This is a genomic window from Alteromonas sp. 5NW40-0090 (assembly GCF_057552975.1).
In genome coordinates, this window is record NZ_BAAJLT010000002.1 from 43,852 (window position 1) to 56,126 (window position 12,275).

At 45.5% G+C, this 12,275-nt stretch carries 13 protein-coding genes; all 13 read left to right on the forward strand.

Annotation, left to right across the window (positions count from 1 at the left end; translation table 11 throughout):
• The first annotated feature begins 136 nt into the window (after window positions 1-136).
• The 13 genes from mnmG (at window position 137) to AC27KT_RS02330 (ending at window position 12,042) form a co-directional block, all read left to right on the forward strand.
• Window positions 137-2,038, forward strand: a complete 1,902-nt coding sequence (gene mnmG / locus AC27KT_RS02270) for a tRNA uridine-5-carboxymethylaminomethyl(34) synthesis enzyme MnmG (protein WP_487127045.1) — start codon at window positions 137-139, stop codon at window positions 2,036-2,038.
• 334 nt (window positions 2,039-2,372) lie between these two features.
• Window positions 2,373-3,008, forward strand: coding sequence for a 16S rRNA (guanine(527)-N(7))-methyltransferase RsmG (gene rsmG, locus AC27KT_RS02275; RefSeq protein ID WP_014951456.1), 636 nt, complete (start codon window positions 2,373-2,375; stop codon window positions 3,006-3,008).
• 35 nt (window positions 3,009-3,043) lie between these two features.
• Window positions 3,044-3,838, forward strand: a complete 795-nt coding sequence (locus AC27KT_RS02280) for a ParA family protein (RefSeq protein WP_014951455.1) — start codon at window positions 3,044-3,046, stop codon at window positions 3,836-3,838.
• A gap of 45 nt (window positions 3,839-3,883) precedes the next feature.
• Window positions 3,884-4,762, forward strand: a complete 879-nt coding sequence (locus AC27KT_RS02285; RefSeq protein ID WP_014951454.1) for a ParB/RepB/Spo0J family partition protein — start codon at window positions 3,884-3,886, stop codon at window positions 4,760-4,762.
• A 206-nt stretch (window positions 4,763-4,968) separates the two neighbouring features.
• Window positions 4,969-5,355 carry an ATP synthase subunit I gene (locus AC27KT_RS02290; RefSeq protein ID WP_239217921.1) on the forward strand — a complete coding sequence of 129 codons (387 nt, stop codon included), beginning with the start codon at window positions 4,969-4,971 and terminating at the stop codon, window positions 5,353-5,355.
• Window positions 5,356-5,456: 101 nt separating this feature from the next.
• A complete protein-coding gene (atpB, locus tag AC27KT_RS02295; RefSeq protein WP_012520223.1) occupies window positions 5,457-6,290 on the forward strand; it encodes a F0F1 ATP synthase subunit A in 834 nt (277 codons plus the stop codon).
• A gap of 99 nt (window positions 6,291-6,389) precedes the next feature.
• Window positions 6,390-6,611 carry a F0F1 ATP synthase subunit C gene (atpE, locus tag AC27KT_RS02300; RefSeq protein ID WP_012520222.1) on the forward strand — a complete coding sequence of 74 codons (222 nt, stop codon included), beginning with the start codon at window positions 6,390-6,392 and terminating at the stop codon, window positions 6,609-6,611.
• A gap of 45 nt (window positions 6,612-6,656) precedes the next feature.
• Window positions 6,657-7,127, forward strand: a complete 471-nt coding sequence (gene atpF / locus AC27KT_RS02305) for a F0F1 ATP synthase subunit B (RefSeq protein WP_014951452.1) — start codon at window positions 6,657-6,659, stop codon at window positions 7,125-7,127.
• Window positions 7,128-7,141: 14 nt separating this feature from the next.
• Window positions 7,142-7,675: a F0F1 ATP synthase subunit delta gene (atpH, locus tag AC27KT_RS02310; RefSeq protein ID WP_014951451.1), complete on the forward strand. Its 534-nt coding sequence runs from the start codon at window positions 7,142-7,144 to the stop codon at window positions 7,673-7,675.
• A 13-nt stretch (window positions 7,676-7,688) separates the two neighbouring features.
• The gene (gene atpA, locus AC27KT_RS02315) at window positions 7,689-9,230 is read left to right on the forward strand and encodes a F0F1 ATP synthase subunit alpha (RefSeq protein WP_014951450.1); all 1,542 of its coding nucleotides are present in this window, start codon (window positions 7,689-7,691) and stop codon (window positions 9,228-9,230) included.
• A gap of 58 nt (window positions 9,231-9,288) precedes the next feature.
• A complete protein-coding gene (atpG, locus tag AC27KT_RS02320; RefSeq protein ID WP_012520217.1) occupies window positions 9,289-10,149 on the forward strand; it encodes a F0F1 ATP synthase subunit gamma in 861 nt (286 codons plus the stop codon).
• A 33-nt stretch (window positions 10,150-10,182) separates the two neighbouring features.
• Entirely contained in the window at window positions 10,183-11,568 is a 1,386-nt protein-coding gene (gene atpD / locus AC27KT_RS02325) for a F0F1 ATP synthase subunit beta (protein ID WP_039221268.1), read from the forward strand.
• A 60-nt stretch (window positions 11,569-11,628) separates the two neighbouring features.
• Window positions 11,629-12,042, forward strand: a complete 414-nt coding sequence (locus AC27KT_RS02330) for a F0F1 ATP synthase subunit epsilon (RefSeq protein WP_039221270.1) — start codon at window positions 11,629-11,631, stop codon at window positions 12,040-12,042.
• Window positions 12,043-12,275: the final 233 nt, after the last annotated feature.

Sequence of the window (12,275 nt, forward strand, 5' to 3'; positions counted from 1 at the left end):
ACAGGTTTTGAGGAAAATTTAATCATTTTCTTTATCCAATAAGTCAGATAAAATACGCGCCCTTTTTTCAGCAGTCTCTGCGTGAAAAAAATTAGTTTTTAATCGGCTTATCGTAAGTTAATAGTGAGGTTTAACCATGTTTTATGCTGAAGCATTTGATGTCATCGTTGTAGGTGGTGGACATGCAGGTACAGAAGCGGCACTTGCAGCTGCTCGCATGGGTGCAAATACGCTGTTGCTCACTCACAATATTGAGACGATAGGCCAGATGTCGTGTAACCCTGCAATTGGTGGGATCGGTAAAGGTCATCTTGTAAAAGAGATCGATGCGTTAGGCGGTGCAATGGCACTGGCTATCGACAAAGGTGGTATTCAGTTCAGAACATTGAATTCTTCTAAAGGCCCAGCTGTTCGTGCAACGCGTGCGCAAGCGGACCGTACGCTTTACAAAAACGCTATTCGCGACATTGTTGAAAATCAAGAAAACCTAACCTTGTTCCAACAGAGCGTTGACGATCTGATTGTTGAAAACGATCAGGTATGCGGTGTTGTTACGCAAATGGGCTTGAAGTTTAAAGCCAAGTCAGTGGTACTGACAGTGGGTACTTTCCTTGGCGGAACCATACACATTGGTCTTGAAAACTATCGCGGCGGTCGTGCCGGCGATCCACCGTCTATCGCACTTGCAGATAGACTACGTGCCCTTCCGTTTCGTGTTGACCGTTTAAAAACTGGGACACCAGCAAGACTTGATGCGCGCTCCTTAGATTTTTCTGTAATGCAGCCTCAGCCTGGTGACAATCCTACGCCGGTATTCTCGTTCATGGGTGATAGAAGTATGCACCCGACACAGATCCCGTGTTACATCACCCACACTAACGAAAAAACCCACGACATCATTCGCGGTGGGTTAGATCGCTCACCTATGTTTACTGGGGTTATCGAAGGTATTGGACCGCGCTATTGCCCAAGTATCGAAGATAAGATCACTCGTTTTGCAGACAAGACATCGCACCAAATTTTTGTTGAGCCAGAGGGTTTAAACAGCATTGAAGTTTATCCAAATGGTATTTCAACCAGTTTACCATTTGACGTACAGATGAACCTTGTCCGCTCGATCAAAGGTTTTGAAAATGCGCACATTGTTCGCCCGGGTTATGCGATTGAATATGATTTCTTTGATCCACGCGATCTGAAACAAACACTTGAAACCAAGTTTATTCGAGGTTTGTTCTTTGCTGGCCAGATTAACGGTACCACTGGCTATGAAGAAGCGGGTGCGCAAGGGTTAGTAGCAGGTGCGAACGCAGCGCTACAAGTTCAAGAAAAAGATCCGATGATTTTACGCCGCGATCAAGCATACATGGGCGTACTTATCGACGACTTAGCTACCATGGGTACGAAAGAACCGTACCGCATGTTCACTAGCCGTGCAGAATACAGACTACTGCTTCGTGAAGACAATGCAGATAGCCGCTTAACCGCGATGGGCCGAGAAATTGGTCTTGTTGATGATGCGCGCTGGGCGAAATTTAACGACAAGATGGAAGCGGTAGAAAGTGAGCTACAGCGTTTACGCGGTCAGTGGATCCATCCTGATCACGCGGCAACGCCAGAACTTAATACCATGCTGAAAAATCCGGTGAGTCGTGAACATTCTCTTGAAGAGCTGATCCGCAGACCTGAAATGACTTACGGTCAGTTAATGGAAATTGAAAGTGTCGGCCCAGGTCTTGAAGATCCGATTGCTGCAGAGCAAGTGGAAATTCAAATTAAGTACGCCGGCTACATTGCCCGTCAAATGGATGAAATCGCGAAAACGCAGCGACACGAAAATACCCTGTTGCCGGTTGATATGGACTTCAGCAAGATTTCCGGCTTGTCGAACGAGGTTGTAGCCAAGTTAACCGAAGCCAGACCGGAAACTATCGGTAAAGCATCGCGTATTTCGGGCATTACCCCGGCGGCCATTTCATTGCTGCTGGTTTACCTTAAAAAACACGGCATGTTGCGCAAGCAAGAGAAAATTAGTGCGTAAAACACGCGCTTAACTCAACACATGACTCGCAGCGCTTAGTTTTTCTTAATTATTCGCGTATTATGATAATCATAGTCGCTTAAATTATGCGAAAACTAGAAAAACTCGGCGCTTTTCATACCGTCCCATTACACCAATTTATGTTCATTGCGTAGCTTTGATAAATTGCAGCGTTAATTAATTCAGGTGCCTTCTTCAAGCGCACTTGTATCGAGCATGAAGAGCTGCATTAAGAAACGGCTGTAAATGAGCAGCAAATAACGATTCGCCGCGCGTGTTCATGGTATGGACTGTGTAGAGCAAAAAACATTAACGCGAACAGACAGATTTTTCGATGACGATACAGCAAGAATTGCACACCATTTTGGTGTCTGGACTCGATGCCCTTTCACTAGATTTAAGTGATAAGCAACAGCAGCAGTTAGTTGACTATGTGCTGCTTATGGATAAATGGAATAAGGCGTACAACCTGACTTCTGTGCGCGATCCTAAGCAAATGATGGTGAAACACATTCTAGATTCGCTCGCGATTGTGCCCTTTCTTGATGGTAACAATATCATTGATGTTGGAACGGGCCCTGGCCTTCCAGGTATGCCGTTGGCAATCGCGTTTCCAGATAAATCATTCACATTGCTAGACTCATTGGGCAAGCGTGTACGGTTTATGACCCAATGTGTGCACACGCTTGGTCTAACTAATGTTACCCCTGTGCAAAGCCGCGTTGAAGAGCACAATGGCGATACGCCTTACGATATTGTGCTAAGCCGAGCTTTCGCTTCGCTAAAAGATATGTTGCACTGGTGTCAGCATCTGGTAGATTCAGAAGGTCAGTTTTTGGCGCTTAAAGGTCAGTTTCCACAAGATGAGATAGACGAAGTGAGTGATCACTTCCATGTGAGCAAAACGGAAAACCTCACTGTGCCAAATTTGGTAGGCGAACGACATCTGGTTTGGCTAAAAAAGAAATAGCCGAAAAATAGAAATAGACGAGAACAGGATCTAACGTGGCTAAGGTAATCGCGATCGCGAATCAAAAAGGTGGTGTTGGAAAAACAACCACTGCAGTTAACGTGGCAGCGTCAATGGCAGCAACCAAACGTAAGGTGTTGCTGATTGATCTCGATCCACAGGGTAATGCGACCATGGGAAGCGGCGTTGATAAATACGACGTTGAATCTACGGCATTTGAATTGTTGATTGAAGAAAAGCCAATTAACGATGTTATCGTTAAAGCGACAAGCGGCAAGTACGACCTCATCGCAGCGAACGGTGACGTGACCGCGGCAGAAATTAAGCTGATGGAAATGTTTGCCCGAGAAGTAAGGCTTCGCAACGCGTTGAAGCCTGTCATGGATTACTACGATTTTGTCTTTATCGACTGCCCGCCTTCACTTAACCAGCTAACAGTGAACGCCTTAGCTGCAGCTGATTCAGTGATGGTACCTATGCAGTGCGAATATTATGCGCTAGAAGGCCTTACTGCTCTTATGGATACCATTCAAAAACTGGCATCTGTAGTGAATCCAGAATTGAAGATTGAAGGCGTATTGCGTACTATGTACGACCCGCGCAACCGCCTTGCTAACGACGTTTCAGAACAGTTGAAGCGCCATTTTGGTGAACAGGTTTATCGCACGGTTATTCCGCGCAATGTTCGTCTAGCTGAAGCACCAAGCTTTGGTACGCCAGCGATGTACTATGATAAGTCATCGACAGGCGCTAAAGCCTACTTGGCACTGGCGGGTGAAATACTGCGTCGTAGGGACAAAACAACGCCTGCACAGGCAAAAGCAAGTTAAACGACAATAAGCTGATCACTATCAGCACATGCCATAGAGGACACTATGTCAGCACGTAAAAGAGGCCTTGGCCGCGGTTTAGATGCGCTACTCGCAACCAGCCAATCATCTGCTCAAAAAGAACAAGATGCCGCCGAGGTAAATTCAACCAACGGTGAGTTGAGTAAACTCCCTATTGAATACTTAGTGCCGGGCAAGTATCAGCCTCGTAAAGACATGTCACCTGAGGCATTAGAAGAACTGGCATCGTCCATTCGTGCGCAAGGTATTATTCAGCCTATCGTAGTGAGAAAAGTCGACGAGCACCGCTATGAAATCATTGCCGGTGAACGTCGCTGGCGAGCTTCACAACTGGCACAGCTAGACGAAGTGCCTTGTTTGGTTAAGAACGTGCCTGATGAAGCGGCAGTGGCCATTGCCCTTATCGAAAATATTCAGCGTGAAGATTTAAATGCCATGGAAGAGGCGCAAGCCCTCGACCGTTTAATGAATGAGTTCGCGCTTACCCATCAAGAAGTGGCGGAAGCGGTGGGCAAATCACGCACTACTGTGACAAATTTACTTCGCCTGAATAATTTAAACGACGACGTGAAACTGTTAGTCGAACATGGCGATATTGAAATGGGTCATGCTAGAGCGCTGTTAGCACTAGAAGGTGATACCCAGTCGGAAACTGCGCAAGTAGTATCGGGCAAAGGTCTTACCGTGCGCGATACAGAAAAGCTTGTTAAAAAGCTTTTGGAGCCAGCTAAACCTAAGCCTGAGAAGAAAGTTGATCCCGATGTGCAAAACCTTATGACACGACTTTCAGAAAATTTAGGCACTCCTGTGAGTATTGACCACAATGCGAAAGGCAAAGGCAAGCTGACGATTAGCTTTAGCGACCTTGAGCAATTAGATGGAATTATCTCTAAAATTCAATAGTTTATAATAATAAAGATTTAGACGGTTCCTTTGCCTACCCGCAATTGATACGCTGTTCGGTGCTAACACCGGACACTCTCCTTTCCGGTTATAGCAATAGAAAATTTTCAGAATAACTTTCAAAAAGCGTTGTACTGTTGAAAATTGTCGGTAAAACAGTATACTTCTGACGCTTTTTGTAAGACGTGAACAAGCTGCGAGTAAAAGTGACGAACAAGTTAGCAAAACGCGGGTTAGACCTCGCCAAGAAAGGGCTACTTTTTCAGGCTGTCACGGCCCTATTCGTTACCGCTTTCGCAGGTGCCGCAGGAGGAAGTCATTCCGCCATGTCGGCAGCGGCAGGTGCCTTAATTAGCATACTGCCGAACAGTGTTTTTATGGCTTTCGCGTTTCGTTACGCAGGTGCAAGTAAAAACGACCTTGTTGCACGGAGTTTTAGCCAAGGCTCAAAATTGAAGCTGGCACTGACAATCATTTTATTTGTAATTGCTTTTAAAGGCTTAAACGCCGCGCCATTAGAGATTTTCATGGCATTTGTGATTACAACTGCTAGCCACGGGCTAGCCATGTTTCATTACGGTACGAAAGAATAAAGACAGCGCGAGGCGTTGCGATAACGAAAACAACGTATTCGACCGATTGAGACTAAAAAACCAGTCACCAAATTTTTACACTTTACAACTTGGGTTAAACAATGGCATCTGAATACACTACCTCAGAATACATCAAGCACCACTTGACCAATGCCACCATGTGCTCAACTGACAACGGAATTGCTTTTAACAAAGCGTGTTCTGACGCCGGTTTTTGGGCATGGCATGTTGATACACTGGCATGGTCTATCGGTCTTGGTCTTCTTTTCCTAATTATCTTTAGAAGCGTTGCTTCAAAAGCGACAACAGGCGTACCTGGCAAAATGCAGGCGTTTGTTGAGCTTGTTGTTGAGTTTGTTGACGACAACGTTAAAAGCACTTTCCATGGTAAGAGCGCACTTATTGCGCCACTAGCGCTAACTATCTTTGTATGGGTATTGCTAATGAACCTTATGGACTTGGTGCCAGTTGATCTTATTCCATGGGTATCTGGACTTATTGGCCAGGCGGCTTTTGGCATGGATCCACACGACGTTTACAACAAGGCAGTTCCAACCACTGACCTTAACTTAACGTTCGCACTGGCTTCAGGCGTGTTTATCCTTATTCTTTTCTATTCAATTAAGATGAAGGGTATTGGCGGTTTTGCGAAAGAGCTAACTATGCAGCCTTTCGGTCACCCAATCTTTATTCCGGTGAACTTCATTCTTGAGACGGTTACTTTGCTTGCGCGTCCGCTTTCACTAGCGCTGCGTTTGTTCGGTAACCTGTATGCCAGTGAGCTAATCTTCATTTTGATTGCTACAATTGGTTATTTCCAGCTTCCACTGCACTTCATGTGGGCTGTGTTCCATATTCTGGTACTTCCGCTTCAAGCGTTTATTTTCATGATGCTAACCATCGTGTATTTAAGCCTGGCGTGTGAAGACCACTAAGCATTAACGGGTGTCGGTTTTTATTTATAATCGGCACCGTTTTTACAGAGTTTGACTTTTAAACATTAACTTTAAATTTAACTTAAATCGGAGACGTAAATGTTATACATCGCTGTTGCACTACTGATTGGTCTTGGTGCCCTAGGTACCGCTATTGGTTTCGGTCTACTAGGTGGTAAATTCCTTGAATCTGCTGCTCGTCAACCTGAACTAGCACCTCAACTACAAGTTAAGATGTTCATCGTAGCGGGTCTTATCGACGCCATCGCGATGATCGGTGTTGGTATCGCTCTATACCTATTGTTCGCTGTTGGTGCCTAATTCTACTAAACACTTTTTTAGCGAACTTTAAGAGGAGGGGCGATTGTGAATTTTAACGCCACTTTTATTGGTCAATTAATCGCCTTCGCTGTGTTCGTGGTGTTCTGCATGAAATATGTATGGCCTCCACTAATGGCAGCGATTGAAGAACGTCAGAAGAAAATTGCCGATGGGCTTGAAGCTTCTGAGCGTGCAGAGAAAGACCTAGAGCTTGCTCAAGCGAAAGCTACTGAGCAATTGAAAGATGCGAAAGCGCAAGCAGCTGAAATTATCGAGCAGGCTAAAAAGCGTGCCAACCAATTGGTTGACGAAGAAACGCAAAAAGGCCATGCGGAACGCGAAAAGATTATCGCTTCTGGTTATGCCGAGATTGAAGCTGAACGCAATCGTGCCAAAGAAGATTTGCGCAAGCAGGTTTCTGCACTTGCAGTAGCTGGCGCACAGCAAATCTTACAACGTGAAATCGATGCAAACGCACAAAACGACATTGTTGAAAAACTTGTCGCTGAGCTTTAATAGGGAGATGAGCCATGTCTGAATTGACAACCGTTGCTCGTCCTTATGCTAAAGCTGCTTTCGATTTTGCTGTCGAGAAAGATGCCGTTGCAAAATGGCAAGAAATGCTAGCCTTTGCAGGCGCTGTAGCAGCGAACGATGACATGCACCAGCTTTTGTCTGGTGCGGTTGCCGCTGACACGCTTGCCGACATTTTTAACAATGTTTGTGGTGAGCAACTCGACGAACACGGCCAAAACCTGGTTAAGGTTCTGGCTGAGAATAAACGTTTAGCCGCGTTGCCTGAAATTTCTACTTTGTTTGATGCATTTAAAGCAGATTACGACAAAGAAATAGAAGTGGACGTAACCTCAGCATCTACGCTGACTGATGCACAACAAAACGAGTTGGTTGCATCTTTGGAAAAACGTTTGGCACGTAAAGTGAAGCTTAATTGTAACGTGGACCCTGCCCTGATCGCTGGAATGGTAATTAATGCCGGCGATACAGTTATTGATGGTTCCGTAAAGTCGAAATTGAACCGTCTAGCAGACGCGTTGCAAGCATAACGGGGATAAGAGCATGCAACTTAATTCCACTGAAATTGCTGAACTGATCAAGAAAAGAATTGAACAGTTCAATGTAAGCAGTGAAGCACGTAATGAAGGTACTATCGTCGCAGTAACAGACGGTATTATCCGCATTCACGGCCTTGCAGATGTAATGCAAGGTGAAATGATCGAGCTTCCTGGAAGCCGTTACGCAATTGCACTAAACCTTGAGCGAGACTCTGTAGGTGCAGTTGTTATGGGTCCTTATGCGGACCTTAAAGAAGGCGATAAAGTACAATCTACTGGTCGTATTCTTGAAGTACCAGTAGGTAACGCACTACTAGGTCGTGTTGTTAACACACTAGGTGAGCCTATCGATGGTAAAGGCGCAATCGACGCAGCTGGTTTCGAGCCAGTTGAAAAAATTGCACCTGGCGTAATCGAGCGTCAATCGGTAGACCAGCCAGTACAAACTGGTTATAAGTCAGTTGACGCCATGATCCCAGTAGGTCGTGGTCAGCGTGAGCTTATCATCGGTGACCGTCAGTGTGGTAAAACAGCAATGGCTGTTGACGCTATCATCAACCAAAAAGGTACAGGCATTAAATGTGTGTACGTAGCGGTTGGTCAAAAAGCATCTACTATCGCTAACGTAGTACGTAAACTAGAAGAGCACGGTGCACTTGACCACACTATCGTGGTTGCAGCATCTGCATCTGAGTCTGCTGCGCTTCAATACCTAGCGCCTTACTCTGGTTGTACTATGGGTGAATTCTTCCGTGACCGCGGTGAAGACGCGCTAATCGTATATGATGATTTGTCTAAGCAAGCTGTTGCTTACCGTCAAATCTCACTACTACTTAAGCGTCCACCAGGCCGTGAAGCTTACCCAGGTGACGTATTCTACCTTCACTCACGTCTACTAGAACGTGCTGCACGTGTAAACGAACAATACGTTGAGCGTTACACAAACGGCGAAGTGAAAGGTAAGACAGGTTCATTGACTGCGCTTCCAATTATCGAAACGCAAGCTGGTGACGTATCTGCATTCGTACCAACTAACGTAATCTCAATTACCGACGGTCAGATCTTCCTAGAAACTGACTTGTTTAACGCAGGTATCCGTCCAGCGGTTAACGCTGGTATCTCGGTATCTCGTGTTGGTGGTGCTGCACAGACTAAAATCATCAAGAAGTTGGGTGGCGGTATCCGTCTAGCCCTAGCTCAGTATCGTGAACTTGCGGCATTCTCGCAGTTTGCTTCTGACCTTGATGACGCAACTCGTGAGCAACTTGAGCACGGTGAGCGCGTAACTGAGCTAATGAAGCAGAAGCAGTACGCACCACTTTCAATTGCTGATATGGGTGTATCTCTGTTCGCGGTAGAAAAAGGTTTCCTTAAGGGTATCGAGCTTAACAAAATCCTAGATTTTGAAGCCGCTCTTCACTCTTACATGAACAGCGAACACGCTGACCTTATGAAGACTATCAACGAATCAGGTAACTACAACGACGAGATTGCCTCTAAGTTGAACGACGCTTTAACAAACTTTAAAGCGACACAAACTTGGTAATCAATGGTGCTGGTGTTTAACCACCAGCGCAATTCGTTGAGTAATCGGAGAGATAGTCATGGCCAGCGGTAAAGAAATAAAAGGTAAGATTGGGAGTATCAAAAATACTCAGAAGATTACCAGTGCGATGGAAATGGTTGCTGCGTCTAAAATGAAAAAGGCGCAGGAACGCATGGCTTCTGGCCGTCCATATGCACAAAATATGCTTAAAGTGATTGGTCACATTGCAAACGGTAACCTTGAATATCGCCATCCTTATTTGGAAGAGCGTGAAGTCAAGCGCGTCGGTTACATTGTGATTTCCACTGACCGAGGCTTATGTGGTGGCTTGAACACCAATGAATTTAAGCTCGTCACTCAAGACGTCAAAAAATGGCGTGAACAGGGTGTAGAAGTGGATTTCGCTGCATTAGGTTCTAAGGCGTGCAGTTTCTTCAACCGCTTTGGTGGCAAGTTGCTTGCTGCTGAATCTGGTTTAGGTGACAAGCCGTCTGTGAGCGATGTAGTGGGTGTTGTACGCGTTATGCTTAAAGCGTACGACGAAGGACAAATTGACCGAGTATTCTTGGTATTCAATGACTTCGTTAACACCATGACACAGAAACCTGTGATCAATCAGTTATTGCCTTTGCCAAAGTCAGAAGACGAAGAATATCAACATCGTTGGGACTACATCTACGAGCCAGATCCAAAAGAAATTTTGGAAGCACTAATGGTTCGTTACATTGAGTCTCAGGTGTATCAGGGTGTTGTAGAAAATGCGGCGTCAGAACAAGCTGCGCGAATGGTTGCCATGAAGGCAGCAACCGACAACGCCGGTAACCTCATTGATGAGTTACAACTGGTATATAACAAAGCGCGTCAGGCTGCAATCACACAAGAAATCAGTGAGATTGTGAGCGGTGCCGCAGCGGTGTAGGCAAAGGTTTAAAAGAGATAACGAGGACAAATTATGAGTCAAGGTAAGGTCGTCCAAATCATTGGCGCCGTTGTGGATATTGAATTTCCACAAGATGCGGTACCAAGAGTTTATGACGCACTACAAGTTACCGAAGGTGACTTGTCAGGTCTAACCCTGGAAGTGCAACAGCAATTAGGTGGTGGTGTTGTTCGTGGCATCGCACTAGGTACTACTGATGGACTAAAACGTGGTCTTGCAGTAGAAAATACCGGTAACCCAATCATGGTTCCAGTTGGTACGAAGACACTTGGTCGTATCATGGACGTATTGGGTAACCCAATCGACGAAGCTGGCCCAATTGGTGAAGAAGAGCGTATGTCTATTCACCGTGAAGCGCCTAGCTACGAAGATCAGTCTAGCTCGGTAGAACTACTAGAAACTGGTATCAAAGTAATCGACTTGGTTTGTCCATTCGCTAAGGGTGGTAAAGTTGGTCTATTCGGTGGTGCGGGTGTAGGTAAAACCGTAAACATGATGGAACTTATCCGTAACATTGCAATCGAGCACAGCGGTTTCTCAGTATTCGCTGGTGTTGGTGAGCGTACACGTGAGGGTAACGACTTCTATCACGAAATGAACGAATCAAACGTACTTGATAAAGTATCGCTTGTATACGGTCAGATGAACGAGCCACCGGGTAACCGTCTACGTGTTGCACTTACCGGTCTAACAATGGCTGAGAAGTTCCGTGACGAAGGCCGTGACGTTCTATTCTTCGTAGATAACATCTATCGTTATACCCTAGCAGGTACTGAGGTATCAGCACTTCTAGGTCGTATGCCATCTGCGGTAGGTTACCAGCCTACTCTAGCAGAAGAGATGGGTGTACTTCAGGAACGTATTACGTCAACGAAGACAGGTTCAATCACTTCAATCCAAGCGGTATACGTACCTGCGGATGACTTGACTGACCCATCTCCAGCGACAACCTTTGCTCACTTAGATGCAACGGTAGTACTTTCTCGTGATATCGCGTCTCTTGGTATCTACCCTGCGGTAGACCCTCTAGATTCAACGTCTCGTCAGCTAGACCCGCTAGTAATTGGTCAAGAGCACTATGACGTAGCACGTGGCGTACAGACTGTTCTTCAGCGCTATAAAGAGCTGAAAGACATCATCGCGATCCTAGGTATGGACGAACTATCTGAAGAAGACAAGCAAGTGGTATCACGTGCTCGTAAGATTCAGCGTTTCCTATCTCAGCCGTTCTTCGTAGCAGAAGTATTTACTGGTGCACCTGGTAAATATGTATCGCTAAAAGACACAATCAGTGGCTTTAAAGGCATTCTAGACGGTGAGTATGATCACCTTCCAGAGCAAGCCTTCTACATGGTTGGTTCTATCGAAGAAGCGCTAGAGAAAGCCAAGAAAGCATAATGACAGGGCTAGCAGTTGCTAGCCTAGCATCATGCTAACGTACCTAATCAGGAGGTTCACATGGCAATGACAGTACATTTGGACGTAGTAAGCGCGGAGAAAGCGATTTTCTCAGGTCGCGTTGAAGCGATTCAGGTGACAGGTAGCGAAGGTGAGCTGGGTATTCACCCAGGGCACGCGCCACTTATCTCTGCTATTAAACCTGGTATGGTGCGTTTGGTTAAACAGCACGGTGAAGAAGAAGTAATCTATGTTGCTGGTGGTGTACTAGAAGTACAACCTGGCAATGTTACCGTACTGGCTGATACCGCGGTTCGAGCTGAAGATCTTGACGAGCAGGCAGCACAAGAAGCCAAACGACGTGCAGAAGAGCACATCGCCAACCCAGGCGCTGACTTTAACTATGCAGAAGCAGCTCACGAGCTTGCAGAAGCGATTGCACAACTTCGTCTTATTCAGAAGTTACGCAAGTAAAAAGCACAGCTTTGAAAAAACCCGCCATTTGGCGGGTTTTTTATTGCAGTACGAAAAGTGGTCGTTCACATTCTCTTACGTTTATTTCTATTGCTTACACTGCTTTTAACGCTTAATGTTTGTCAGATATTTGTAGACATCTATGTGCTTCTTTAAATCTTGTAATATTATCTAAGCAAAAGCATAGCTTACTTAAACACTATTTTAGTAATGAAACTAAACCCCTACTCGAA

Coding starts and splice junctions, on each gene's coding strand:
- mnmG (WP_487127045.1), top strand. CDS start 137: ATGTTTTATGCTGAAGCATTTGATGTCATCGTTGTAGGTGGTGGACAT.
- rsmG (WP_014951456.1), top strand. CDS start 2,373: ATGACGATACAGCAAGAATTGCACACCATTTTGGTGTCTGGACTCGAT.
- AC27KT_RS02285 (WP_014951454.1), top strand. CDS start 3,884: ATGTCAGCACGTAAAAGAGGCCTTGGCCGCGGTTTAGATGCGCTACTC.
- atpB (WP_012520223.1), top strand. CDS start 5,457: ATGGCATCTGAATACACTACCTCAGAATACATCAAGCACCACTTGACC.
- atpE (WP_012520222.1), top strand. CDS start 6,390: ATGTTATACATCGCTGTTGCACTACTGATTGGTCTTGGTGCCCTAGGT.
- atpH (WP_014951451.1), top strand. CDS start 7,142: ATGTCTGAATTGACAACCGTTGCTCGTCCTTATGCTAAAGCTGCTTTC.
- atpA (WP_014951450.1), top strand. CDS start 7,689: ATGCAACTTAATTCCACTGAAATTGCTGAACTGATCAAGAAAAGAATT.
- atpG (WP_012520217.1), top strand. CDS start 9,289: ATGGCCAGCGGTAAAGAAATAAAAGGTAAGATTGGGAGTATCAAAAAT.
- atpD (WP_039221268.1), top strand. CDS start 10,183: ATGAGTCAAGGTAAGGTCGTCCAAATCATTGGCGCCGTTGTGGATATT.
- AC27KT_RS02330 (WP_039221270.1), top strand. CDS start 11,629: ATGGCAATGACAGTACATTTGGACGTAGTAAGCGCGGAGAAAGCGATT.